The organism is Billgrantia tianxiuensis, from assembly GCF_009834345.1.
Taxonomy (GTDB): Bacteria; Pseudomonadota; Gammaproteobacteria; order Pseudomonadales; family Halomonadaceae; genus Halomonas; species Halomonas tianxiuensis.
Window position 1 is genome coordinate 4,716,056 of the sequence record NZ_CP035042.1, and the last position, 23,789, is coordinate 4,739,844.

The 23,789-nt window shown below is 65.9% G+C and carries 20 protein-coding genes and 2 tRNA genes; 4 read left to right on the plus strand and 18 right to left on the minus strand.

Features of this window, described 5'->3' with window-relative positions:
- Window positions 1-59: 59 nt before the first annotated feature.
- The 8 genes from EKK97_RS22100 to rlmE form a co-directional block, all read right to left on the minus strand.
- Window positions 60-136: transfer RNA gene (locus EKK97_RS22100), tRNA-Met, on the minus strand.
- Between the two features lie 132 nt (window positions 137-268).
- Window positions 269-355 (minus strand) — tRNA-Leu (locus EKK97_RS22105).
- A gap of 24 nt (window positions 356-379) precedes the next feature.
- Window positions 380-739, minus strand: coding sequence for a preprotein translocase subunit SecG (secG, locus tag EKK97_RS22110; RefSeq protein WP_159555254.1), 360 nt, complete (start codon window positions 737-739; stop codon window positions 380-382).
- A gap of 4 nt (window positions 740-743) precedes the next feature.
- Window positions 744-1,493, minus strand: a complete 750-nt coding sequence (gene tpiA, locus EKK97_RS22115; RefSeq protein WP_159555256.1) for a triose-phosphate isomerase — start codon at window positions 1,491-1,493, stop codon at window positions 744-746.
- Window positions 1,494-1,565: 72 nt separating this feature from the next.
- Window positions 1,566-2,915, minus strand: coding sequence for a phosphoglucosamine mutase (glmM, locus tag EKK97_RS22120; RefSeq protein ID WP_159555258.1), 1,350 nt, complete (start codon window positions 2,913-2,915; stop codon window positions 1,566-1,568).
- On the minus strand, window positions 2,908-3,774 hold the full coding sequence (folP, locus tag EKK97_RS22125; RefSeq protein ID WP_159555260.1) for a dihydropteroate synthase: 867 nt from the start codon (window positions 3,772-3,774) through the stop codon (window positions 2,908-2,910). The genes glmM and folP overlap by 8 nt, the downstream gene beginning before the upstream one ends.
- 87 nt (window positions 3,775-3,861) lie before the next feature.
- Window positions 3,862-5,874 (minus strand): ATP-dependent zinc metalloprotease FtsH, encoded by a 2,013-nt coding sequence (ftsH, locus tag EKK97_RS22130; protein WP_159555262.1) that lies wholly within the window; start codon window positions 5,872-5,874, stop codon window positions 3,862-3,864.
- A 227-nt stretch (window positions 5,875-6,101) separates the two neighbouring features.
- Complete coding sequence (gene rlmE / locus EKK97_RS22135; RefSeq protein ID WP_159555264.1) at window positions 6,102-6,791, minus strand: 23S rRNA (uridine(2552)-2'-O)-methyltransferase RlmE; 690 nt, start codon at window positions 6,789-6,791, stop codon at window positions 6,102-6,104.
- A 165-nt stretch (window positions 6,792-6,956) separates the two neighbouring features.
- On the opposite strand from rlmE, the gene yhbY reads away from it, so the two are divergent.
- Window positions 6,957-7,283, plus strand: a complete 327-nt coding sequence (gene yhbY, locus EKK97_RS22140; protein ID WP_159555266.1) for a ribosome assembly RNA-binding protein YhbY — start codon at window positions 6,957-6,959, stop codon at window positions 7,281-7,283.
- Window positions 7,284-7,421: 138 nt separating this feature from the next.
- Here yhbY and greA read toward each other — a convergent pair whose 3' ends face one another.
- The 4 genes from greA to dapB all read right to left on the minus strand — a co-directional run bounded on the left by greA (window position 7,422) and on the right by dapB (window position 13,389).
- Window positions 7,422-7,898, minus strand: coding sequence for a transcription elongation factor GreA (gene greA, locus EKK97_RS22145; protein ID WP_159555269.1), 477 nt, complete (start codon window positions 7,896-7,898; stop codon window positions 7,422-7,424).
- On the minus strand, window positions 7,895-11,125 hold the full coding sequence (gene carB, locus EKK97_RS22150; protein ID WP_159555271.1) for a carbamoyl-phosphate synthase large subunit: 3,231 nt from the start codon (window positions 11,123-11,125) through the stop codon (window positions 7,895-7,897). The genes greA and carB overlap by 4 nt, the downstream gene beginning before the upstream one ends.
- A 55-nt stretch (window positions 11,126-11,180) precedes the next feature.
- Window positions 11,181-12,326, minus strand: coding sequence for a glutamine-hydrolyzing carbamoyl-phosphate synthase small subunit (gene carA / locus EKK97_RS22155; RefSeq protein WP_201297155.1), 1,146 nt, complete (start codon window positions 12,324-12,326; stop codon window positions 11,181-11,183).
- Window positions 12,327-12,582: 256 nt separating this feature from the next.
- Window positions 12,583-13,389, minus strand: a complete 807-nt coding sequence (dapB, locus tag EKK97_RS22160; RefSeq protein WP_159555275.1) for a 4-hydroxy-tetrahydrodipicolinate reductase — start codon at window positions 13,387-13,389, stop codon at window positions 12,583-12,585.
- Between the two features lie 133 nt (window positions 13,390-13,522).
- Here dapB and EKK97_RS22165 point away from each other — a divergent pair, with 133 nt between their 5' ends.
- Window positions 13,523-15,496 carry an MBL fold metallo-hydrolase gene (locus EKK97_RS22165; protein WP_159555277.1) on the plus strand — a complete coding sequence of 658 codons (1,974 nt, stop codon included), beginning with the start codon at window positions 13,523-13,525 and terminating at the stop codon, window positions 15,494-15,496.
- Here EKK97_RS22165 and EKK97_RS22170 read toward each other — a convergent pair.
- The 5 genes from EKK97_RS22170 to grpE form a co-directional block, all read right to left on the minus strand.
- Window positions 15,493-16,368, minus strand: a complete 876-nt coding sequence (locus EKK97_RS22170; RefSeq protein WP_159555279.1) for a DMT family transporter — start codon at window positions 16,366-16,368, stop codon at window positions 15,493-15,495. The two genes, EKK97_RS22165 and EKK97_RS22170, sit on opposite strands and share 4 nt — an antisense overlap.
- A gap of 35 nt (window positions 16,369-16,403) precedes the next feature.
- Window positions 16,404-16,685 (minus strand): DUF2218 domain-containing protein, encoded by a 282-nt coding sequence (locus tag EKK97_RS22175; RefSeq protein ID WP_159555281.1) that lies wholly within the window; start codon window positions 16,683-16,685, stop codon window positions 16,404-16,406.
- Window positions 16,686-16,866: 181 nt separating this feature from the next.
- Window positions 16,867-18,018, minus strand: a complete 1,152-nt coding sequence (dnaJ, locus tag EKK97_RS22180) for a molecular chaperone DnaJ (RefSeq protein ID WP_159555283.1) — start codon at window positions 18,016-18,018, stop codon at window positions 16,867-16,869.
- A gap of 104 nt (window positions 18,019-18,122) precedes the next feature.
- On the minus strand, window positions 18,123-20,054 hold the full coding sequence (gene dnaK, locus EKK97_RS22185) for a molecular chaperone DnaK (protein WP_159555285.1): 1,932 nt from the start codon (window positions 20,052-20,054) through the stop codon (window positions 18,123-18,125).
- Window positions 20,055-20,174: 120 nt separating this feature from the next.
- Window positions 20,175-20,804 carry a nucleotide exchange factor GrpE gene (gene grpE / locus EKK97_RS22190; protein ID WP_159555287.1) on the minus strand — a complete coding sequence of 210 codons (630 nt, stop codon included), beginning with the start codon at window positions 20,802-20,804 and terminating at the stop codon, window positions 20,175-20,177.
- A 213-nt stretch (window positions 20,805-21,017) separates the two neighbouring features.
- Here grpE and recN point away from each other — a divergent pair, with 213 nt between their 5' ends.
- Window positions 21,018-22,694: a DNA repair protein RecN gene (recN, locus tag EKK97_RS22195; RefSeq protein WP_159555289.1), complete on the plus strand. Its 1,677-nt coding sequence runs from the start codon at window positions 21,018-21,020 to the stop codon at window positions 22,692-22,694.
- Between the two features lie 79 nt (window positions 22,695-22,773).
- Here recN and fur read toward each other — a convergent pair whose 3' ends face one another.
- Complete coding sequence (gene fur / locus EKK97_RS22200) at window positions 22,774-23,220, minus strand: ferric iron uptake transcriptional regulator (RefSeq protein WP_159555291.1); 447 nt, start codon at window positions 23,218-23,220, stop codon at window positions 22,774-22,776.
- A gap of 72 nt (window positions 23,221-23,292) precedes the next feature.
- Here fur and EKK97_RS22205 point away from each other — a divergent pair, with 72 nt between their 5' ends.
- A complete protein-coding gene (locus tag EKK97_RS22205; protein WP_159555293.1) occupies window positions 23,293-23,778 on the plus strand; it encodes an outer membrane protein assembly factor BamE in 486 nt (161 codons plus the stop codon).
- Window positions 23,779-23,789 lie beyond the last annotated feature (11 nt).

Genomic DNA, 23,789 nt, shown 5'->3' on the forward strand with positions numbered 1-23,789 from the left:
AAGAAACCTGTAGTACCATTTCCGACGCCATGCATCCTGCGGATAGCATGACCGGAAAATGGTAGCGGGGACCGGATTTGAACCGATGACCTTCGGGTTATGAGCCCGACGAGCTACCAGACTGCTCCACCCCGCAACATTCCAGGTCGGCGATTGTAGGCGCGATGCCGGCTCGAGTCAAGGCGACCGCGAAGCCCTGCCTACCATCTTCCTGGTGCCAATCCTGCTTCTGACGACTCGCGATCGCATGTGATCGCAGCCTTTCAGATGGTGCCGAAGGCGGGACTTGAACCCGCACGACCGTAAGGTCACTACCCCCTCAAGATAGCGTGTCTACCAATTCCACCACTTCGGCTTGCTTGATTGCCGGAACCGCGACTCAGTCGTCGCTTTCCTCCAGCACTGGCGCGGTATTATCCACATCGCGGGCATCGTCGTCAAGGGTCGGCAGACCGCGCTGCTGCTCGATCAGTCGCGCATCGGGAATGCCCGCCTCCGGTGCCTGACCCGCCTGGCTGGCAAAGTAGGCCAGGGTCAGCGAGGTGGCAAAGAAGGCTGCCGCCAGCACCGCCGTGGTACGCGACAGGAAACCGCCGGTGCCGCGCGAGCCGAACACGGTCTGAGAGGCGCCGCCGCCGAAGGCGGCACCGGCTTCGGCGCCCTTGCCCTGCTGCAGCAGGATAAGAACGACCAGGGCGATGGCGATCGCCACATGAATCATGAGAATGGCAACTTGCATGGATTCAACCTGCTGACTGACAAATGGCTAGGAAATCGTCGACCTTGAGCGAAGCGCCGCCCACCAGGCCGCCGTCGATGTCTGGCTGGGCCAACAGCTCAGCCGCGTTGCTGGCATTCATGCTGCCGCCGTACAGCAGGCGTAGGCCTGCCGCAAGCTCACGGTCGAAGCCGGCCTGATACTGCCGGATACCGGCCATGACCTCCTGGGCCTGCTGCGGCGTGGCCGTGCGCCCCGTACCGATGGCCCACACCGGCTCGTAGGCGATGACGACACGCGAGCGCTGGTCGGGCTCCAGGCGCGCCATCACGTAACCCACCTGACGCAGCACCACGTCCATGGTCTGGCCGGCATCGCGCTCTTCCAGGGTCTCGCCCACGCAAAGGATCGGCGTGATGCCAACGTTCAGCGCGGCCAGCAGCCGGTCGAGCACGGCCTCGTCTCCTTCCCGGTAGAGCTGGCGTCGCTCCGAGTGGCCCGCCAAGGCATACTCGACGCCGAACTCCCTGAGCATGCGTCCGCTCACTTCGCCGGTATGCGCGCCGGAGTGCAGCGGATTCAGGGTCTGGGCGCCCAGGCGCAGCGGCGTCCCCTCGAAGGCCCGCCGCGCAGCGTCCAGATAAGGAAAGGGCGGCAGGACGGCCACGTCCAGCGATGCCGGCAGCCTCGCCTCGGCAAAGGCATGCCCGAACTCTTCGACCAGCGCGGCCGAACCGTTCATTTTCCAGTTCCCGGCGATCAGCGGCGTTCGCATGCTGCGTCCTCCGTCAAAGTGGAGCGAAATGGTATAGGAGGCGCCAGGTCAAGACAACCGCTGTCGCGGATGTCAACCCAGCTCACCCTCGACCTGGGCGGCAAGACGGCCGGCCAGGGCCTCGACGTCGAGGTGCGCCCGCCCCTCGACCATCACCCGGATCAGCGGCTCGGTGCCCGAGGGGCGCAGCAGCACGCGCCCTTCGTCGCCCAGCTCAGCTTCCACGGCAGCCACGGCGTCCTTGACCGCCGGGCTCTCCATCAGCGCCTTGGCGTCGCTGCCCGGTGTCAGGCGCACGTTGACCAGTGCCTGGGGCACCTTTTCCAGCCCTGCAAGCAGGGCCTGCAACGGCTTGCCTTCGTTGACCATGATCGCCAGCACCTGCAGCGCCGAGACGATGCCGTCGCCAGTACTCTGCACGTCGGCACAGACGATATGACCGGAGGACTCGCCACCCAGCTGCCAGCCATTCTCCAACAGGCGCTCGACCACGTAGCGATCGCCCACCTTGACGCGCTCGAAGGGAATGTCCATCTGCTCGAGCGCCATGGCCAGGCCGAAGTTGGTCATCAGGGTGCCGACCACGCCGCCGACCAGTTGGCCGCGCTCATGCCGGTCGCGGGCGATCAGGTAGAGAATGTCGTCGCCGTCGATCTCGCGGCCATCGGCATCCACCATCAGCACCCGGTCGCCGTCGCCGTCGAAGGCGATACCCAGGTCGGCGCCTTGCTGGATCACTGCGGCGCGCAGCGTCGCTGGCGAAGTCGAGCCCACTTCACGATTGATGTTGAGGCCATCTGGGCTGGCCCCGACCAGGCTGACCTCGGCGCCCAGCTCGCGGAAGACGCTGGGCGCGATGTGGTAGGTAGCGCCGTGGGCGCAATCCAGCACCATGCGCAGCCCATGCAGGCTGACCCGGTTGGGGATCGTCGACTTGCAGAACTCGATGTAGCGGCCGGCGGCGTCATCGATACGCATCGCCTTGCCCAGCTTGCCCGCCGCCACTGTGGTTAGCGGCTCGTCGAGCATCGCCTCGATCCGCTCCTCGAGCGCATCCGCGAGCTTGGTTCCCTCGGTGGAGAAGAACTTGATGCCATTGTCGGCAAAGGGGTTGTGCGAAGCCGAGATGACGATGCCAGCGTCGGCGCGGAAGGTCCGCGTGAGATAGGCAATGGCCGGGGTAGGCATCGGGCCGAGCAGCGCGACATCGACACCGGCGGCGGAGAGCCCTGCCTCGAGGGCCGACTCGAACATGTAGCCCGATATGCGTGTGTCCTTGCCGATCAGCACCCGGGCGCGCCCCGACTCGCGGGCCAGAACCCGGCCCATGGCCCAGCCCAGCTTGAGCATGAAGTCCGGCGTGATGGGGTACTCCCCGACCGTTCCGCGTATGCCATCCGTACCGAAGTATTTTCTAGTCATGCTCGCAGCCTTCCCTTAGCACGGCCCAGGTCATGTTCACCGCATCCATGACCGGGCCGACATCATGAACGCGAAGGATTCGGGCACCACGCTCGACCGCCAGCGACGCCAGCGCCAGTCCACCGGATAGGCGCTCCTCCACCGGCCGGCCCAGCACCTTGCCGATCAGGCTCTTGCGCGACAGACCCACCAGCAGCGGCAGCTCGAGCTCTGCCAGCCGTTCCATGCGCTTGAGCAGCCGCAGGTTGTGCTCGACGGTCTTGCCGAAGCCGAAACCGGGATCGATCAGCAGGCGTTCACGGCGCAGGCCGGCCGCCTCGCAGGCCGCCACACGGGCGGCCAGAAAGCCATGCACCGCTTCCTCGATGGGCTCATCATAGCGGGGCGCTTGCTGCATGTCCTGCGGCTCGCCCTGCATGTGCATCAGGCACACCGGCAACCCCGTACCGAGCGCCGCCTCCAGAGCACCTTCCCGCTGCAGGGCGCGCACGTCGTTGATCATGCCGGCGCCTAGCGCCGCGGCCTGGCGCATCACATCGGGGTTGCTGGTGTCCACCGAGACCAGCGCGTCAAGCTCGCATACCAGGCGCTCGACCACCGGCGCCACTCGGTCCAGCTCCTGCTGGGTGGTGACCGGCTGCGATCCGGGGCGGGTCGATTCGCCGCCTACGTCGATGATCGCCGCCCCTTCCGCCAGCATGCGTTCGGCGTGGCGCAGGGCGTCGTCGACGGCTATATGATGGCCACCGTCAGAGAAGGAATCGGGGGTGACATTGAGAATCCCCATGACACGGGGATAGGAGAGATCGAGGCGGTGCCGCCCACACGGCAGCCAGGTCGGTGAGGGTGTATCTGTCATGTCATGAATCCTGTGGCGCAGGCCTGGGTCGTGCTTGTCTCACGGCAAAGGCGCCCCGTTGGGGCGCCTGATGGCTTGCTGCGGTCATCACGACCCGGCGGGGCCGCCCAGCGGGTCGGAGGGACGACGGCGAGGCTCCTCGTCCTCGTCTTCATCACCGTGGCCGTCGCCACTATCGCCGCCGTCGGTAGGCTGCGGCGCAGACTCTTCCTCGGCCTTCGGCTCGGCCTCGCCGGTGATCGGCGCACCGCTGCCGGAATCGCCATCCTCCCAGTCCTTGGGCGGGCGTGGCTTGCGGCCCTCCATGATGTCCTTGAGCTGGTCGGCATCGATGGTCTCGTATTGCATCAGCGCCTCGGCCATGGCATCGAGCTTGTCGCGATTCTCCTCGAGGATCTGCTTCGCCTTGGCATAGCACTCATCGATGATCTTGCGCACTTCCTTGTCGAGCCGGGTGGTGGTCTCGCCGGACTTCAGCTTGCCGCCGCCCTGCCCCGGGCCGCCGAGGAACTGGTGCGACTCGTCCTCGTCGTACATGATCGGCCCCATCTCCTCGGAGAGCCCCCACTTGGCGACCATGTTGTGAGCCAACTCGGTGGCACGCTTGATGTCGTTGGAGGCACCGGTGGTAACCCCGTTCGGCCCCAGCGTCATCTCTTCGGCGATACGTCCGCCGAACAGCGAGCAGATCTGACTGATGATCTGCTGGCGCGACAGACTGTAGCGATCCTGCTCGGGCAGGAACATGGTCACGCCCAGGGCGCGGCCGCGCGGAATGATGGTGACCTTGTAGACCGGGTCGTGCTCCGGCATCACCAGGCCGATGATGGCGTGACCCGACTCGTGATAGGCGGTGTTGAGCTTCTCCTTGTCGGTCATGACCATGGAACGGCGCTCGGCGCCCATCATGATCTTGTCCTTGGCCAGCTCCAGCTCCTCCATGCCCACCAGGCGCTTGTTGCGCCGCGCGGCGAACAGCGCAGCCTCGTTGACCAGGTTGGCCAGGTCGGCACCGGAGAAACCCGGCGTACCGCGGGCGATCAGCGACGGCTTGACGTCGTCGGCCAGCGGCACCTTGCGCAGGTGCACGTTGAGGATGTGCTCGCGGCCGCGGATGTCGGGCAGCGGCACCACCACCTGGCGGTCGAAGCGGCCCGGACGCAGCAGCGCCGGGTCGAGCACGTCGGGACGGTTGGTGGCGGCAATGACGATGATGCCTTCATTGGCCTCGAAGCCGTCCATCTCCACCAGCAGCTGGTTCAGCGTCTGCTCGCGCTCGTCGTTGCCGCCACCCATGCCGGCGCCGCGCGAGCGGCCCACGGCGTCGATCTCGTCGATGAAGATGATGCAGGGCGCCTGTTTCTTGGCCTGCTCGAACATGTCGCGCACGCGGGAGGCACCCACGCCGACGAACATCTCGACGAAGTCGGAGCCTGAGATCGAGAAGAACGGCACCTTGGCCTCGCCGGCGATGGATTTCGCCAGCAGCGTCTTGCCGGTGCCCGGCGGGCCTACCATCAGCACGCCGCGCGGGATGGTGCCGCCCAGGCGCTGGAACTTGGAGGGATCGCGCAGGAAGTCGACCAGCTCCTCGACCTCCTCCTTGGCCTCGTCGCAGCCGGCTACGTCGGCGAAGGTGGTCTTGATCTGGTCCTGGGAGAGCAGCTTGGCCTTGGACTTTCCGAAACTCATGGGGCCGCCCTTGCCACCGGCGCCCCCCTGCATCTGACGCATGAAGAACATGAAGATGGCGAGAATCAGCAGGATCGGGAAGCTGGCAATCAGCAGCCGGGTCCATAGGCTCTGCTGCTGCGGCTCACGGCCAATCACGGTGACGTTGTTGGAGAGCAGGTCGTCCATCAACTTGGGGTCTTCCGCCGCCGGCCGGATGGTCTGGAACTGCGATCCATCGGCACGCTCGCCGGTGATCGTGTAACCATCGATGGTCACACTGCGGATCTGCTGGTTCTGCACCTGCTGGACGAACTGGGAATAGTTCATCGTCTGCGGCGTGCCATCGACAGAGAAGTTGTTGAACACCGTCAGCAACACCGCCGCGATGACCAACCACAGGATCAGGTTCTTCGCCATATCGTTCAAGGGACCACCCTCATTGCAAGCATCTCTCGGCCGTAACGCCTGGCACTGTAGACCACAAGGAACCACAGTATTGACCACAGGCGGGCCTGGCATGTTCCGCCGGCCGCCCAGCCTTCCTGACCCACACTGTGACACAGTTGGGCCGTGCTGTCCGGCCATTGCGCCGTTAGTCTGTCTCTATCGGACCAGCCGTGGCTGGTCGGGAAGCGTCGAGCCATCTTGTCGGCTCAGCCGCGAAATCCTTCCGCCAGCAGGTAGACTTCTCGCGAACGGGCGCGGGAGGCCTCCGGCTTGCGCGTCACCACCTTGGTGAAGCTGCTGCGCAGCTCCTTCAGGTAGGCATCGAAACCTTCGCCCTGGAACACCTTGGCCAGGAAGCGTCCACCGGGTCGCAGCGTCTGGCGCGCCAGGTCCAGCGCCAGCTCCACCAGATACATCGCCTGGGGCTGGTCGATGGCGCTCATACCACTCATGTTGGGGGCCATGTCGGACATCACAAGGTCCACCGGGCGTCCATCGAGGGCAGCGAGAATCGCCTCTAGCACGGCCTCTTCGGTGAAATCGCCCTGGATGAACTCGACGCCGGCCAAGGCATCCATCTCGAGGATATCGGAGGCGATGACCAGCCCTTCCGGTCCTACACGGTCGGCTGCCACCTGACTCCAGCCGCCGGGGGCCGCGCCCAGATCGATCACGCTCATGCCGGGCTTGAACAGCCGGTCCTTTTCATCAAGCGCAAGCAGCTTGTAGCTGGCGCGACTGCGATAGCCATCCTGCCAGCTCTGCTGGACGAAGCGATCATCGAAGTGCTCCTTGAGCCACGAGGCCGAACTCTTGCTGGCGCCATGCTTGCCGCCGCGCTGCCGACGTGACGTATCGGACGCACCGCCGTGGGACGAGGAAGTGGATCGAGCCACAGATCACCTTGACTGAAGATTCCGAACCGCCGGCTGGAAGCACAGGCCGGGTTCGGTATGACGCGGAGCTGGCCAAGGCCTTGACCCAGGCCTGCCATGCTTTCGCCAGCGCGCATTTCACCGTACCATGACAGGTTACGCGCAACCGGGAAGACGCAAGATACCATGAGCTTGTCACAGGCACAAAAGAAAGCATTTCGCAGCATCGGCCACCACCTGAACCCGGTGGTGACGGTTTCGGAGAACGGCGTCTCCGAGGGCGTGCTGGCCGAACTCGAGCGGGCGCTCGCCGATCACGAACTGATCAAGGTGAAGCTGGCCTTGGCCGAGCGCGACGATCGCGCCGCGATGCTCGAGGAGCTGCTGGCCGCCAGTGGCGCCGAGCGCGTGCAGACCATCGGCAAGATGGCGCTGCTCTATCGCAGGAACCCTCAGGCCAACCCCAAGCTATCCAACGTCAAGCGCTTCGAGAATCACCACGGGCGCCACTAGGCGCTGACGCGCCAGCGGCGAGCCCCGGGCTCCGGGCCGCGAGCAACTTCGCAAAAGCCCGCGACAAACTGTCGCGGGCTTTTTCTGGCTCGTAGCTCGTAGCTCGTAGCTCGTAGCTCGTAGCTCGTAGCTCGTAGCTCAGCGATGCTCGACGCTGGATATCTCGTATTCGACCTCGCCACCCGGCGTGCTGACCACTACCACGTCGCCCTCCTCCTTGCCGATCAGGGCGCGGGCGATGGGTGAGGTGACCGAGATCTTGCCGGCCTTGATGTCGGCTTCGTCCTCGCCGACGATCTGGTAGCTCACCTCCTCGTCGTTGCCGAGATTGATCAGCTCGACAGTGACGCCGAAGATCACCTTGCCGGTCTGCGGCAGCTTGGTCACGTCGATCACCTGGGCATTGGAGAGCTTGCTCTCGATCTCCTGAATACGCCCTTCGATGAAACCTTGCTGCTCGCGAGCCGCGTGGTATTCGGCGTTCTCCTTGAGATCGCCGTGCTCACGGGCTTCAGCGATTGCCGCGATCACCTTGGGACGCGCCTCGCCCTTGAGCTCCTCGAGCTCCTTGCGCAGGCGTGCCTCGCCGGCAACGGTCATCGGGACCTTGTTCATTGCGTTGCTCCTGCATGCAGTTCCTGTAGCCGCCGCACCGTGATCGCATTGCCATACTCCAACGCCATGCAAACGGCACTCGCCCCTGCCAGGGTGGTGGCATAGGGTACCTTGCGGGCCAGCGCGGTACGACGGATCACCGAGGAGTCGTTGATCGCCTGGCGACCCTCGGTGGTATTGACGATATAGGCGATGTCGTCGTTCTTGAGCAGATCGACGATATGCGGACGACCTTCGTAAACCTTGTTGACGACCTCCACCTCGAGGCCGGCGGCTTCGAGGGCGGCGGCGGTGCCGCGGGTCGCGCAAAGGGTGAATCCCAATCCTAGCAGAGAACGAGCGATCTCGATAACTCCCGCCTTGTCCGGTTCGCGCACCGAGAGGAACGCCTTGCGCTCGCCTTCGAGCTTGGGAATTGCCTCGCCGGCGCCCAACTGCGCCTTGTAGAAGGCTTCGGCGAAGGTATCGCCCGAGCCCATCACCTCACCGGTGGACTTCATCTCCGGCGACAGGATCGGGTCGACGCCGGGGAACTTGTTGAAGGGGAACACCGCTTCCTTGACGCTGTAGAAGTGCGGCACGATCTCACGAGTGAAGCCCTGCTCGGCGAGGGTCTTGCCGGCCATGCAGCGCGCGGCGACCTGGGCCAGCGAGGTGCCGATGCACTTGGAGACGAAGGGCGCGGTGCGCGAGGCGCGCGGGTTGACCTCGATGACGTAGATCTCGCCGTCCTGCCACGCCAGCTGCACGTTCATCAGGCCCACCACGCCGAGCTCGATGGCCATGCGCTTGACCTGATCGCGCATCTCGTCCTGCACCTCGGCGGGCAGTGAGTAGGGCGGCAGCGCGCAGGCGGAGTCGCCGGAGTGCACGCCGGCCTGCTCGATGTGCTGCATGATGCCGCCGATCACCACTTCGTGGCCGTCGGAAACGGCGTCGATGTCGATCTCGATGGCGGCGTTGAGAAAGTGGTCGAGCAGTACCGGCGAGTCGTTGGAGACCTTGACCGCGTGGGTCATGTAGTTCTCCAGCTCGTCGGCCGAGTAGACGATCTCCATGGCGCGGCCGCCGAGTACGTAGCTCGGGCGCACCACCAGCGGGTAGCCGATCGCCTCGGCCTTGACGAAGGCCTCGTCGAAGCTGCGCGCGGTGGCATTGGGCGGCTGCTTGAGGCCCAGCTTGTCGATCATCTGCTGGAAGCGCTCGCGGTCCTCGGCGCGGTCGATGGCGTCGGGGGTGGTGCCGATGATCGGCACGCCGGCGGCCTCGAGCTCGCGGGCCAGTTTCAGCGGGGTCTGGCCGCCGAACTGCACGATCACGCCGACTGGCTGCTCCTTGTCGGCGATCTCCAGCACGTCCTCCAGGGTCACCGGCTCGAAGTAGAGACGGTCGGAGGTGTCGTAGTCGGTAGAGACGGTTTCCGGGTTGCAGTTGACCATGATGGTCTCATAGCCGTCGTCGCGCATGGCGAAGGCGGCATGGACGCAGCAGTAGTCGAACTCGATGCCCTGGCCGATACGGTTGGGCCCGCCGCCCAGCACCATGATCTTCTGACGGCTGCTGACCTCGGCCTCGCACTCCTCCTCGTAGGTGGAGTACATGTAGGCGGTGTCCGAGGCGAATTCGGCGGCACAGGTGTCGACGCGCTTGTAGACCGGACGAATCCCGGCCTTCTGGCGGGTCTTGCGGAACTCCTTCTCGGATACGCCGAGCAGCTTGGCCAGGCGTGCGTCGGAGAAGCCCTTGCGCTTGAGGCCAAACAGCTCCTGGGCGCTGAGCTCGGAGAGCGAGCGCTTGGCCACGTCGTGCTCGATGCGTACCAGGTCCTCCAACTGGACGAGGAACCAGGGATCGATCTTGGTCAGGGCAAAGATATCCTCCACGCTCATGCCGGCACGCATGGCATCGGCGACGTAGAAGATGCGGTCGGCGCCGGCGGCCTGCAGCTCACCCTTGATGTGCTGCATGGCCTCCTCGGTGAACTCGCTCACCTTGGGGTCGAGGCCGTCGTTGCCGGTCTCCAGGCCGCGCAGCGCCTTCTGCAGCGACTCCTGGAAAGTACGCCCGATGGCCATCACCTCGCCCACCGACTTCATCTGGGTGGTGAGGCGGTCGTTGGCCTGGGGGAACTTCTCGAAGGTGAAACGCGGGATCTTGGTAACCACGTAGTCGATCGACGGCTCGAACGACGCCGGGGTACGCCCGCCGGTGATGTCGTTGGAGAGCTCGTCCAGGGTGTAACCCACCGCCAGCTTGGCGGCGATCTTGGCGATCGGGAAGCCGGTGGCCTTGGAGGCCAGCGCCGAGGAGCGCGACACCCGCGGGTTCATCTCGATGACCACCATGCGCCCGGTCTTGGGGTCGACGCCGAACTGCACGTTGGAGCCGCCGGTCTCGACGCCGATCTCGCGCAGCACCGCAAGCGATGCGTCGCGCATGATCTGGTATTCCTTGTCGGTCAGCGTCTGCGCCGGGGCCACGGTAATGGAGTCGCCGGTGTGCACGCCCATGGGGTCGAAGTTCTCGATCGAGCAGACGATGATGCAGTTGTCGTTCTTGTCACGAACGACCTCCATCTCGTACTCCTTCCAGCCCAGCAGCGACTCGTCGATCAGCAGCTCGTGGTTGTTGGAGAGTTCGAAGCCGCGGGTGCAGATCTCCTCGAACTCCTCCTTGTTGTAGGCCACGCCGCCGCCGGAACCGCCCATGGTGTAGGAGGGGCGAATGATCACCGGGAAGCCCAGCGACTCCTGGATGCGCCAGGCCTCCTCCATGGTGTGGGCGACTTCGGCCTTGGGGCACTCCAGGCCGATGCGCTTCATGGCCTGGTCGAACAGGTCGCGGTCCTCGGCCTTGTTGATGGCGTCGGCGTTGGCACCGATCATCTCCACGCCGTACTTCTCGAGCACGCCATGCTTGTCCAGGTCGAGCGCGCAGTTGAGCGCGGTCTGGCCACCCATGGTGGGCAGGATGGCATCGGGACGCTCGGCCTCGATGATCTTCTCCACCGCCTGCCAGGTAATCGGCTCGATGTAGGTGGCGTCGGCCATGGCCGGGTCGGTCATGATGGTGGCCGGATTGGAGTTGACCAGGATGACCCGGAAGCCCTCCTCGCGCAGCGCCTTGCAGGCCTGGGCGCCGGAGTAGTCGAATTCGCACGCCTGGCCGATGACGATGGGGCCGGCGCCAATGATCAGGATGCTGTTTATGTCGGTACGCTTGGGCATGTCGGTTCCCGCGGCTGGATTCGTTGAAATCAGGCGATAAGACGATGGGAGCCGCTCAGCGGCGCTCGCGCATCATCGTCACGAAGCGGTCGAACAGCGGCGACACGTCGCGCGGTCCGGGGCTCGCTTCCGGGTGCCCCTGGAAGCTGAAGGCCGGACGGTCGGTCAGCTCGATGCCCTGCAGCGTGCCGTCGAACAGCGAACGGTGAATGGCGCGCACGTTGCCCGGCAGGCTCGCTTCGTCGACGGCGAAGCCGTGGTTCTGGCTGGTGATCATCACGTGGCCGGAGTCGAGGTCCTGCACCGGATGGTTGGCGCCATGGTGACCGTGATTCATCTTTACGGTCTTGGCGCCGGCGGCCAGGGCCAGCAGCTGGTGGCCGAGGCAGATGCCGAACACCGGCACGTTGGTCTCGAGGATCTCGCGGATCGCCGCAATGGCGTAGTCGCAGGGCTCGGGATCGCCGGGACCGTTGGCCAGCAGGATGCCGTCCGGGTTACGCGCCAGCACGTCGGCGGCCGGGGTCTGGGCCGGCACCACGGTGAGCCGGCAACCGCGCGAGGCCAGCATGCGCAGGATGTTGTACTTCACGCCATAGTCGTAGACCACCACGTGGAAGGGACGCTCGCTGCCACTGGCATCGACGTTGCCCTGGCCCAGCACCCACTCCGCCTCGTTCCACTCGTAGGCCTCGCGGCACGAGACCTCCTTGGCCAGGTCCATGCCCTTGAGCCCGGGGAACTCCCGCGCCACGGCCAGCGCCCGCTCAACGGCGTCGTCGCCCTCGGCTTCACTGCCGGCCAGGATCGCGCCGTTCTGGGCACCCTTGTCGCGCAGGATGCGAGTCAGGCGGCGGGTGTCGATATCGGCAATGCCGAGCACGTTCTGGCTCTTGAGGTAGTCGGAGAGCGACTGTTCGGAGCGGAAGTTGCTGGCAATCAGCGGCAGGTCGCGGATCACCAGCCCGGCGGCGGCGATCGAGCCCGACTCGACATCCTCGGCGTTGATGCCGGTGTTGCCGATGTGCGGGTAGGTCAGGGTCACGATCTGTCGGGTATAGGAGAGATCGGTGAGGATCTCCTGATAGCCGGTCATGGCCGTATTGAACACTACCTCGCCGCTGGTTTGCCCATCGGCGCCGATGGCGGTGCCGTGAAACACACTGCCGTCTTCCAGGGCCAGTATCGCGGGTCTGCTCAATGCGGGGCTGTTCAAGACAAGGTCCTCCCATGCTGATGCGAGCCTGAGGGGCGCAGGCTCGGCGGCTATCGTCGCGGCGACAGATTTGGCTCGTAAAAAAGCGGGACGAAGCCGATGGAACCGGTTTCATCCCGCTTGTTGTCTCTGTTTGCTCGGGGCTGGCCACGCAACAAGCGCGCAGTTGGACTGCTGTATTTCAGGCGCCCGGCCAAAATTTTGGAGATGTTACAGGATTCTGCCCTTCTCGACCACCCCTTTAGTCCAAGCCCAGCACGTCCTGCATACCGTACCGCCCGTTGTTCTTGTCGGCGACCCAACGTGCCGCCCGCACCGCGCCCTTGGCGAAAGTCATGCGGCTAGAGGCCTTGTGGGTGATCTCGATGCGCTCGCCCTCGGTAGCGAACATCACCGTGTGTTCGCCGACGATATCGCCGGCACGCACCGTGGCAAAACCGATCTCCTTGGGATCCCGCGGCCCACACTGGCCGACACGCTCGAACACGCCGTGCTCCTTGAGCGTGCGCCCCAGCGCCTCGGCCACCACCTCGCCCATCTTCAGCGCGGTGCCGGAGGGCGAGTCGACCTTGTGCCGGTGGTGGGCCTCGATCACCTCGATGTCGTAGCCCTCGTCGCCCAGCGCCCGGGCCGCCGTCTCGAGCAGCTTGAGGGTCAGGTTCACCCCCACGCTCATGTTGGGGGCAAAGACGAAGGGCAGCCTGTCACGATAGCCGTCGAGCTCGGCCAGCTCGTCGTCGGCAAGCCCGGTGGTGCCGATCACCATGCGCTTGCCGTGCGCCGCGCAGAAGGCCAGGTTGGCTAGCGTGACCTGGGGCGCGGTGAAATCGATCAGCACGTCGAAGTCGTCGACGATGGCGTCGAGGGAATCCACCGCGGCGACGCCCAGCTTGCCGAGACCCGCCAGCTCGCCGATATCGGCCCCGGCTAGCGAACTGCCCGGCTCGACGATACCGCCGGCCAGGGTGGCGCCAGCATCCTCCTGCACGGCGTTGACCAGGGTGCGGCCCATGCGGCCGGCGACACCGACGATGGCGATACGGGTCATGCGGACTCCTGCGAAATCTGACGAGTGGGGATCGAGGCAGTATACCAGACCCACGGCCCGCCTGACCGAGCGCTTGGGCAGGGTAGCGACTATCACCCACACTGGATATGACGCTCCCCAAGCAAGGAACGCCATGCCGACTCCGATGCCACCCACCTCCGCCAATGAAGCCGCCCTGCTCGAGCTGCTCGAACGTCATCCGCGCGTGCTGCTGACCGGCCCGCCCGGCAGCGGCAAGAGCACCCTGGCGCGAAGTGCGGCCGCCGCCCTGGCCGGGCGCGGCCAGGTGTGCCGCTGCCTGACCGCCGACCCCGGCCTGCCCGGCTTCGGTCCACCCGGCGCCGTGTGCCTGGGGCGCTGGGACGAGCGACTGGGCGACTGGCATCTGGAGACCTTCGAGGCGCTCGCCACCCTGGACAGCGCCCGCTTCCGCCTGCCCCTGGTCGAGGCGGTTCGCCGCTTGGCCGAACGAGCCGGGCCCGGCGCACTACTGGTCGACACACCCGGCGTGGAACGCGGCATCGGTGGCGCCGAGCTGCTGCCGGCGCTGGCCGGCGCCGCTGGTGTAGATGCCGTGGTGCGCCTGGCGCCGGCCCACCAGCCCGACCCGTATCCACACGAGCGGGCCACATTGGGTCTCGCCACGTTGCACCTGCCGGCCGACCCCGCGGCCCGGCACCCCGGCAAGCAACAGCGTAAAGAGTGGCGCACCGCGGCGTGGGATGCCTACCTGGCTGAGGCGAAGGAACAGGAGTTGTCCCTGGCAGCGCTGGCCATCCTCGGCACGCCGCCACCGCGCGATGCCGCTCACGCCTGGCAGGGACGCCAGATCGGACTGCTCGACGACGTCGGCAGCAGCCTGGCACTGGGCGAGGTGCTGGCTCTGGAGGACGACATGCTGCGACTGTTGGCGCCCGTGCTGACTGCCACGCCCCGCAGACTGGTGATACGCGACGCCGTTCGTCGTTGCGAGGGCGGCCTCGGCACCGCAGCACATGCCCCACCGCCCAGGACATCCTCTATATACAGAGAAGAAGAGCCGGCGCTTACCCTGGCGCTGGAAGAGCGGCTCGCCGGCCCGCGCCCAACGCTGCGCCTGGGTAGCGTGCGCGCCACTCTGGCCAACGGCGTGTTCGGCGACCCGCTGCTGCATTTGCGCCTGCGTCACCGCAAGCGCAGCCTGCTGTTCGACCTGGGCGATCCCGGCCGGCTGCCGGCACGGCTGGCCCACCAGATCAGCGACGTCTTCATCAGCCACGCCCACGTCGACCACATCGGCGGCTTCCTATGGCTGCTGCGCTCGCGCATCGGCGACTACTCGGCCTGCCGGATCTACGGCCCACCCGGGCTCGCCGCCCATCTGGATGGCTTTCTGCGCGGCATCCTGTGGGATCGGGTGGAGGAGAAGGCACCCCGCTTCGAAGTCTTCGAGCTGCACGGCGAGCGCCTGGCACATTACCGCCTGGTGGCAGGCCAGCCGATGAAGGCGCTCTCCCCGCGCGAGGTGGAAGCCGGTGTGGTCCATGCCGAACCCGGCTTTCGCGTAAGAGCAACCACCCTGGACCACGGCACCCCGGTGCTGGCCTTCGCCTATGAGCCGGAAACCCAGCTCAAGGTGCGCAAGGAGAGGCTCGAGGCACACGATTGGGCACCGGGACCCTGGCTCGGCGAGCTCAAGCAGCGCATGCTGGAGCGCGATGACGAGGGCGATATCGCCCTGCCCGATGGCAGCCGGCGCCCGGTCGCTGAGCTGGCGGAGCTGCTGCTGTTCTCGCAGCCGGGCCAGCGCCTGGTCTACGCCACCGACTTCAGTGATACCCCCGAGAACCGCGAACGCCTGCTCACGCTTGCCCAAGGCACCGAGGTGCTGTTCTGCGAAGCCTCGTTCCGCCAGGACCAAGCCGAACAAGCCCGGCGTACCGGCCACCTGACCGCCCGCGCCTGCGGCGAGATTGCCACCGCGGCCAGGGTCGGTCAGTTGGTGCCGTTTCACTTCTCGCGCCGCCACGTGGAGGATGTGCGGGAACTCTACGAGGAAATTCGCCGGCACTTTCCGCGACTGGCCACTACGCCGGGCAGCGAGCCACATGCCGATGAGCTGGATTAACGAGCGTGGGCGTTCTCGCCGTTCTGACGCAGCAATAGGCCGATGGCGGCGAGCACCAGCGCACTGCCCGGTAGCCAGTGCCAGCCGATCTGCTCAGGCGCAGTGACAAACAGCAGCAGCATGGAAACGAAGGGCACCATGTAGCCGTAGGCGGTCACGGCGCCAGGCGTGAGTACCGCCGTGGCATGCTGCATCAGCCAGAAGGTGAGCGCACTGGAGAAGAGCCCGAGATAGACCACCAGGGCCAGATCCTGCCAGCGCATGGAAAGGAGCTGGTTAGCGGGCTCGATGGCAAGACCCAGCAGGCCGATGGCGAGCCCGCCCAGGCCCAGGCTCCAGAAGGTGCGCACCGCCGCCGATTCGGGCAGCCACTCCCGCGCCAGCCCCCACTTGCTCAGCACCGGATAGAGCGCCGACGACAGGCAGCCGAGGAAGAACACCGCCTCGCCGATACCCAGCTGCATGGCTTCGCCATGACTGCGCGCTTCGGCAAAGGCGAGCCCCAGGGCCCCCGTCGCGCCCAGGGCGAGGATGGCCGGCAGCTGCCAGCCCGGCCGCTCGACGCGAAAACCGAGCCCCAGCAGGTAAGCCAGTAGCGGCACGGTGACGTAGAGGGTGGCCATGGAGAGCGCGGTGGCGTGATGGGCGGCCCAGAACATGGCACCGAAGAAACCGGCCAGGCACAGCCCCATCAGCGTGTAGAGCGGCAGCAGTCGCCAGGCGGGCAGAAAATCGGACGAACGCCGCACCAACCACCACAGCCCGGCGCAGGCAATGGCGAAGCGCAGCGCGGTGAGCGACAGCGGCGGCAACTCGCTCATCAGCCCCACGGCGGGAAACGACAGCCCCACCAGCAGCGCCCACAGCAGCATGCCGAGGTGGGCGCGTCGGAGCGATGTCGGCGCGCTCAATTTTCCCAGACGATGGCCAGTTCCTCGTCGCCCGCCATGCGCTGCAGGTGGGAGTCCACCACGCCCTCGAGGCGGTCGAGCACCGTTTCGTCCAGCGCCTCGATGGCCACCAGCAGCTTGCCCGGCTCGACGCGCATCACGCAGGAACCGTCCTCGAACGCCACGCGGCTCTCTTCCTCGCCCTGCTCCACTTCCAGCTTGTGCGCCCAGTGCTTGCACAGCCGGTTCATCAGCCTCGCCCCGGACTCGGTGACGATCTCGGCACGCGACATCGGCATAGCAACGATCTCCATTCGTATTGGAGCTAACAGACTAAGACGCCGGGACGGGTCAACGCCACCCCCGGCACGCAGCACTCAGCGGAACGAGAGGTTCGAGCCGGCGAACCAGTGGTTCGCCGCCACAAAGCAAAAGCCCCCGGTGCCAAGGGCGCCGGGGGCTAACGGGCCACCGCCTGAATTACGGCTTCATGTCCTCGAAGAACTTCTTCACGCCGTCGAAGAAGCTGGTCTTCTTCGGCGAGTGGCTGCGACTGTTGCTGCCGTCGAGGCTCTCCTGCAGTTCGCGCAGCAAGGCCTTCTGCTCCTCGTTAAGGTTGACCGGGGTCTCCACCACCACCTTGCACAGCAGGTCGCCCGGCGGGCCGCCGCGCACCGGCTTGACGCCCTTGCCGCGCAGGCGGAACAGCTTGCCGGTCTGGGTCTCGGGCGGGATCTTGAGCTTGACCCGGCCGTCCAGCGTCGGCACCTCGAGTTCGCCACCGAGCGCGGCGTCGACGAAGTTGATCGGCACCTCGCACTGCAGGTGCTTGCCATCGCGCTGGAAGATGTGGTGCGGCTTGATCGCCACCTGCACGTAGAGATCGCCGGGAGGGCCGCCGTTGATGCCCGACTCGCCCTCGCCGTTCAAGCGAATACGATCGCCGGTATCCACCCCGGCGGGAATCTTCACCGACAGAGTGCGCGTTTCGCGCATACGACCTTCACCATGGCACTTGTGGCACGGCACCTTGATGTGCACACCACTGCCGTGACAGGTCGGGCAGGTCTGCTGCACGGCGAAGAAGCCCTGCTGCATGCGTACCTGGCCGAGGCCATTACAGGTGGGGCAGGTCTCCTTGGTGGAACCCGGCTCGGCGCCGGAGCCGTCGCAACGGTCGCACTCCACGTGGCGCGGCACGCGAATATCGACCGTGGTGCCGGCGACCGCGCTCTCGAGGTCCAGCTCGAGGTTGTAGCGCAGGTCGCTGCCGCGCTGCGGCGCATGGGGGCTGCGCCGACCGCCGCCACCGCCGAAGATGTCGCCGAACACGTCACCGAAGATGTCGCTGAAACCACCGGCGCCCGCGCCGCCAAAGCCACCACCGCCGAAGCCGCCGGCCTGGCCGTCGACTCCCGCATGGCCGAACTGGTCGTAGGCTGTGCGCTTCTCGCTGTCGGAGAGAATCTCGTAGGCCTCGGAGACCTCGCGAAACTTCTCCGCCGAAGTGTCGTCACCCGGGTTACGGTCCGGATGGTACTTCTGCGCCAGCCGTCGGTAGGCCTTCTTTATGTCTTTGGTGTCGGCCCCGCGCTCGACGCCGAGCACCTCGTAATAATCGCGTTTGGACATGGGTCCATGCGCCTCCTGGTCTAGGCAGATCTGCCCGATCCGCGGAAACGGCAACGCGGGAGTCGTCCCCCGCGCTACCGTCGTCCGTGGTATCGCCTTGGCGATTACTGCTTCTTCTGGTCGTCGTTGACTTCTTCGTATTCCGCGTCGACCACGTCCTCTTCCGGCTTGGCGCCAGCTTCCTGACCTTCGCCACCGGCCTGCTGGGCAGCCTCGGCCTGGGCGGCATACATCTTCTGCGCCAGGTTGCCGGAGGCTTCGGTCAGCTTGTCCAGCTTGGCCTGGATGTCATCCTTGTCGTCGCCCTTGAGCGCCTCCTCGAGTTCGGAGGCGGCACTCTCGATGGCCTGCTTCTCCTCGTCGGTGGCGTGCTCGCCGGCTTCCTGCACGGTCTTGCGAGCGGCGTGGACCATACCGTCGGCCTGGTTGCGCAGGGCCACCAGCTCCTCGAACTTCTTGTCCTCGTCGGCATGAGCCTCGGCGTCGCGCACCATCTGTTCGATCTCTTCATCGGTGAGGCCGCTGGAGGCTTTGATGACGATCGACTGCTCCTTGCCGGTGGCCTTGTCCTTGGCCGAGACGTTAAGGATGCCGTTGGCGTCGAGGTCGAACGCCACCTCGATCTGCGGCACACCACGCGGCGCCGGCGGAATGTCGGCCAGATCGAAGCGGCCCAGCGACTTGTTCTGGCCGGCCTGCTTGCGCTCGCCCTGCAGCACGTGGATGGTCACGGCGGTCTGGTTGTCATCCGCGGTCGAGAAGGTCTGGGTCTTCTTGGTCGGGATGGTGGTGTTCTTCTCGATCAGCGGCGTCATCACACCGCCCAGGGTCTCGATACCCAGGGTCAGCGGGGTGACGTCGAGCAGCAGTACGTCCTTGACGTCGCCGCCCAGCACGCCGCCTTGGATCGCCGCACCCACAGCCACGGCCTCATCCGGGTTGACGTCCTTGCGTGCTTCCTTGCCGAAGAAATCGGCAACCTTCTTCTGTACCAGCGGCATGCGGGTCTGGCCGCCGACCAGAATCACGTCGTCGATCTCGGAGGCGGACAGGCCAGCGTCGGCCAGCGCGGTCTTGCACGGCCCCATGGAGCGCTGCACCAGGTCTTCCACCAGCGACTCCAGCTTGGCCCGGGTCACCTTGACGTTGAGGTGCTTCGGACCGGTGTTGTCGGCAGTGATGTAGGGCAGGTTGACGTCGGTCTGCTGGGCGCTGGACAGTTCGATCTTGGCCTTCTCGGCGGCTTCCTTGAGGCGCTGCATGGCCAGGTTGTCGCCGGAAAGGTCGATGCCGCTGTCGGCCTTGAACTGATCGACCAGGTAGTTGATCAGCGCCATGTCGAAGTCTTCACCGCCGAGGAAGGTGTCGCCGTTGGTGGCCAGCACCTCGAACTGGGTCTCGCCGTCGACGTCGGCCACCTCGATGATGGAGATGTCGAAGGTACCGCCGCCCAGGTCGTACACGGCGATGGTCTTGTCACCGCGCGACTTGTCCATGCCGTAGGCCAGCGCTGCCGCGGTGGGCTCGTTGATGATGCGCTTGACCTCGAGGCCGGCAATACGGCCGGCGTCCTTGGTGGCCTGGCGCTGGCTGTCGTTGAAGTAAGCCGGCACGGTGATGACCGCCTCGGTGACGGTCTCACCCAGGTAGTCCTCGGCGGTCTTCTTCATTTTCTTCAGCACTTCGGCGCTGACCTGCGGCGGTGCCAGCTTCTTACCCTTCACCTCGACCCAGGCGTCGCCGTTGTCGGCCTCGACGATGCCGTAAGGCACCATCTTGATGTCCTTCTGCACTACGTCGTCCTTGAAGCGACGACCGATCAGGCGCTTGATGGCGTACAGGGTATTCTGCGGGTTGGTCACCGCCTGACGCTTGGCCGCCTGCCCCACCAGGATCTCGCCGTCGTCGGTATAGGCGATGATGGAAGGGGTAGTACGGGCGCCCTCAGCGTTCTCGATCACCTTGGCGCTGTCGCCGTCGAGCACGGCCACGCAGGAGTTAGTGGTCCCCAGGTCAATACCGATGATGCGTCCCATAGGAAATCCTCGAAAAATTCGTTTGCCTTGAATCATCTCTGCGGCAGCTGCCGCGGTTGACGTCTATCTGGGGGCGCCAGGAAGCTTTTCAAGCCCCGCCCCCGTTTTATCCGGCCGGCCTCAACTGGCGGCCTGACTGACCACCACCATCGCCGGGCGAACCAGGCGCCCGTTGAGCAGATAGCCCCGCTGGATCACTTCCATCACGCTGTTGGGCTCGAGCTCGGGATTGGGCACCATGGCCATGGCCTCGTGATACTGCGGGTCGAACGGCTCGCCGGCAGGGTCGACCGTCTCGACACCGAACTTGGCCAGCACGTCCTGCTGCATCTTCAGCGTCATGGCCACCCCCTCGCGATGGGCTTCGCTGGCGTCTTCGCCCATGGCCTCGAGCGCCTTCTCCAGGCTGTCGACCACCGGCAGCAACTCCTTGACGAAGCGCTCCAGGGCGAACTTGCGCGCCTTCTCGGCCTCCTGTTCGGCACGGCGGCGCACGTTCTGGGCCTCGGCGGCGGCACGCAGCGCCTGGTCCTTGGCCTCGGCCAGACTCTGCTCCAGCTCTTCCACCTGAGCGGCCAGCATGTCGGCCTCGGGATTGTCGCTCACCGTCGTCGGCTCCTCGGATGCCACGGCCTCGTCCTCCCCGACGCCGACCGCGTCGTCCAGCTCGCCTTCCATCGGCTCCGGCTGGGCCTCCTCTTCACGCCGAGCCAGCTCATCGTCAAGCGGGGTCTGGGGTTCTTTAGCCATGCGCATCTCCTGAAGCAACGCCGACCCTGCGGGGTCGGAACGGTTTCGATTCGGTGAAAGCCTTACGGTCTGCGGCCTATATGGGGGTGCTCACGACAATCTCAAGTGATCCGCGATACTGCATGACATGTATTGAGCGCCGGACTCGACTACTGTATAAAAACGCAATAACGTGTATGGATATCCAGCCTTGCCGCGGCTATCGGAGGCCCCATGCTGACGCAGCTTGCCATTCGCGATTTCGCCATCGTCGACACTCTCGACCTGGAGCTTGCCGGCGGCATGACCGCCATCACCGGAGAAACCGGTGCCGGCAAGTCGATCCTGCTCGGCGCCCTGGGGCTGTGCCTGGGCGAGCGCGCCGATGCCGGCAGCGTGCGCCATGGCTGCGAGCGCGCCGACCTCAGCGCGCGCTTCGACATCGCCGCCCTGCCGGCCGCCCGGCGCTGGCTCGAGGAGCGCGAGCTGCCCGCCGACGACTGTCTGCTGCGCCGCGTGGTGACCGCGAACGGACGTTCCAAGGCATGGATCAACGGTCAGCCGGCCACTGTGGCCGACCTCAAGGCACTCGGCGAGCATCTGGTCGAGATCCATGGCCAGCACGCCCACCAGTTGCTGCTGCGCGAAGAGACCCACCTGCGCCTGCTCGACGACTTCGCCGGCAACCGCAGCGCCGTCAATCAGCTCGGCGAGACCTTCCGCCGCTGGCAGGCGGCCCGGCGTCGCCTGAGGCAGCTGACCGAGAGTGGGGATGAGGTGCAGGCGCGTCGCCAACTGCTGCGCTACCAGGTCGAGGAGCTGGACGCCCTGGCCCTGGGCGAAGACGAGCTTGCCACCCTGGAGCACGAGCAGGAGCAGCTCGCCCATGCCGAGGAGACGCTGCGCGAGGCGCAGATCGCCGCCGAATGCTGCGACAACGATGAAAACGGCGTGCTGACGCTGCTACATCAGGCGACTCATCGACTCGACCCGCTGCCGGGCAGCGATCGCGGTGCGCTGGCCGAGATCATCGCCATGCTGGGCGAGGCGCGCATTCAGGTCGAGGAGGCCGTACGCGAGCTGCATCGCTTCGCCGACGCCACCGAACTCGATCCGGAGCGGCTGGCCTGGGTGGAGTCGCGCCTGGGCGAGGTGCACCGTATCGCGCGCAATCACCACGTGATGCCCGAGGAGCTGCCCGCGCTGCATCGCAAGCTTCAGGCCGAGCTGGAGGGCCTCGAGGGAGGAAAGCACGATCTGGAAGCGCTGCGCAGCGAAGTGGAAACGCTGCGCGACAGTTGGCGCGAGCTGGCACGCCAGGTGGGCGAGACCCGCCGACAGGCGGCAGGACGCTTCGGCAAGGCGGTGCAGGAACAACTCGCCTTCCTGGCCATGGGCAAGGCGCGCTTCGAGGTGGCCGTGGAAACCCGCCAGAGTCCCCAGGCCGAGGGCATGGAGGAGGTACGCTTCCTGATCAGCGCCAACCCCGGCCAGCCACCGCGACCACTGGCCAAGGTCGCCTCCGGCGGCGAGCTGTCACGCATCAGCCTGGCGATCCAGGTAGTCGCGGCCCAGCACTCGACCATTCCCAGCCTGGTATTCGACGAAGTGGACGTGGGCATTTCCGGCGCCACCGCCGAGATCGTCGGTCAGCTGCTGCGCCGGCTGGGCGAGAACGGCCAAGTGATGACCGTGACCCATCTGCCCCAAGTGGCGGCCCAGGCCCACCATCACCTGCATATCGAGAAGCAGGCCAAGCGCGACACCACCCTGACGCGCATGGCCCTGCTCGACGAGGCCGGTCGAGTCGGCGAGCTGGCGCGCATGCTCGGCGGGGTCAACCTCTCCGACCGCACCCTGGCCCATGCCCGGGAAATGCTGGATGCCAGCCAGCAGGGTGCCGCCCACTAACCCGCGCCAGCCCCCTAACGCAAGCGGCCCCGATCGAGGATCGGGCCGCCATGGCGCTGATTCGGCACTCACACGCGTGTCACTTGCGCGGTGAACCTTCTTGGCGCGTGGCATTGGAGCCGCGTGGACGCACATAGAGTACCAGGGCATGGTCGACGAGCTCGAAGCCATGCTCCTCGGCAATCTCCTGCTGGCGGCGCTCGATGGTCTCGTCGAAGAACTCGATGATCTCGCCACTGTCGAGGCACACCATATGGTCGTGGTGCTCCTCCTGGGAGATCTCGAACACGGCATGGCCGCCATCGAAGTTGTGACGAATCACCAAGCCCGCCGACTCGAATTGGGTCAGCACGCGATAGACGGTAGCCAGACCGACGTCTTCCCCAGCTTCCAGCAGGGTCTTGTAGACATCCTCGGCGCTCAGGTGGTGCTGGCCCGTGGCATTCTCGAGGATCTGCAGGATCTTCACTCGGGGCAAGGTGACCTTGAGGCCTGCCTTGCGCAGTTCATGGTTCTGGTCGGCCATGTTCGCTCTTCGCAGTATCAGGTAGGGTCGGGTATGATCGACCGAATCCACGATAGTGAAGAACGGACACAAATGCAAAAGCTGATCAAAACCCTCCCTCTCGTCATCGCCCTGACTGTCGTCAGCGGCTGCGTCTACAAGCGCGACCTTCCCCAGGGCAACTACATCACCGAGGGCATGGTCCAGCAGCTCCAGCCCGGCCTTAGCCGCGCCCAGGTCGTCGACCTGCTGGGCAGGCCGCTGCTGGAAGCGCCCTTCGATGCCAACCAGTGGGACTACGTGTTCCGCCTCGACGAAGCCTACGGCGGCGTGCAGCAGCGTCGGCTGACGCTCACCTTCGCCGGCGACCGCCTGGTCAACGTGCAGCAGGAAGGGGACTTCTCCGAGGACATCGAGCTGCGGGCGCAGGACGATATCGGCCCCGCAGCCGAAAGTGCCGACCCCGCCGGCATGCTGCCCGAGAGCCAGCCGCAAGCCGCGCCGGAGCGCGCGCCAGACGCGGGAGGCACCCTGCCGCAAGGCGGTGAGCCGGCCTCCAGCGAACCGTTGGGTATGTAACGCCGTTGCTT

Bases quoted from the DNA above. Each gene is read 5' to 3' on its own strand.
- secG (WP_159555254.1), bottom strand. From the start codon at position 739: ATGCAAGTTGCCATTCTCATGATTCATGTGGCGATCGCCATCGCCCTG.
- tpiA (WP_159555256.1), bottom strand. From the start codon at position 1,493: ATGCGAACGCCGCTGATCGCCGGGAACTGGAAAATGAACGGTTCGGCC.
- glmM (WP_159555258.1), bottom strand. From the start codon at position 2,915: ATGACTAGAAAATACTTCGGTACGGATGGCATACGCGGAACGGTCGGG.
- folP (WP_159555260.1), bottom strand. From the start codon at position 3,774: ATGACAGATACACCCTCACCGACCTGGCTGCCGTGTGGGCGGCACCGC.
- yhbY (WP_159555266.1), top strand. From the start codon at position 6,957: ATGAGCTTGTCACAGGCACAAAAGAAAGCATTTCGCAGCATCGGCCAC.
- greA (WP_159555269.1), bottom strand. From the start codon at position 7,898: ATGAACAAGGTCCCGATGACCGTTGCCGGCGAGGCACGCCTGCGCAAG.
- carB (WP_159555271.1), bottom strand. From the start codon at position 11,125: ATGCCCAAGCGTACCGACATAAACAGCATCCTGATCATTGGCGCCGGC.
- dapB (WP_159555275.1), bottom strand. From the start codon at position 13,389: ATGACCCGTATCGCCATCGTCGGTGTCGCCGGCCGCATGGGCCGCACC.
- EKK97_RS22165 (WP_159555277.1), top strand. From the start codon at position 13,523: ATGCCGACTCCGATGCCACCCACCTCCGCCAATGAAGCCGCCCTGCTC.
- EKK97_RS22170 (WP_159555279.1), bottom strand. From the start codon at position 16,368: ATGCTGCTGTGGGCGCTGCTGGTGGGGCTGTCGTTTCCCGCCGTGGGG.
- EKK97_RS22175 (WP_159555281.1), bottom strand. From the start codon at position 16,685: ATGCCGATGTCGCGTGCCGAGATCGTCACCGAGTCCGGGGCGAGGCTG.
- dnaJ (WP_159555283.1), bottom strand. From the start codon at position 18,018: ATGTCCAAACGCGATTATTACGAGGTGCTCGGCGTCGAGCGCGGGGCC.
- dnaK (WP_159555285.1), bottom strand. From the start codon at position 20,054: ATGGGACGCATCATCGGTATTGACCTGGGGACCACTAACTCCTGCGTG.
- grpE (WP_159555287.1), bottom strand. From the start codon at position 20,804: ATGGCTAAAGAACCCCAGACCCCGCTTGACGATGAGCTGGCTCGGCGT.
- recN (WP_159555289.1), top strand. From the start codon at position 21,018: ATGCTGACGCAGCTTGCCATTCGCGATTTCGCCATCGTCGACACTCTC.
- fur (WP_159555291.1), bottom strand. From the start codon at position 23,220: ATGGCCGACCAGAACCATGAACTGCGCAAGGCAGGCCTCAAGGTCACC.
- EKK97_RS22205 (WP_159555293.1), top strand. From the start codon at position 23,293: ATGCAAAAGCTGATCAAAACCCTCCCTCTCGTCATCGCCCTGACTGTC.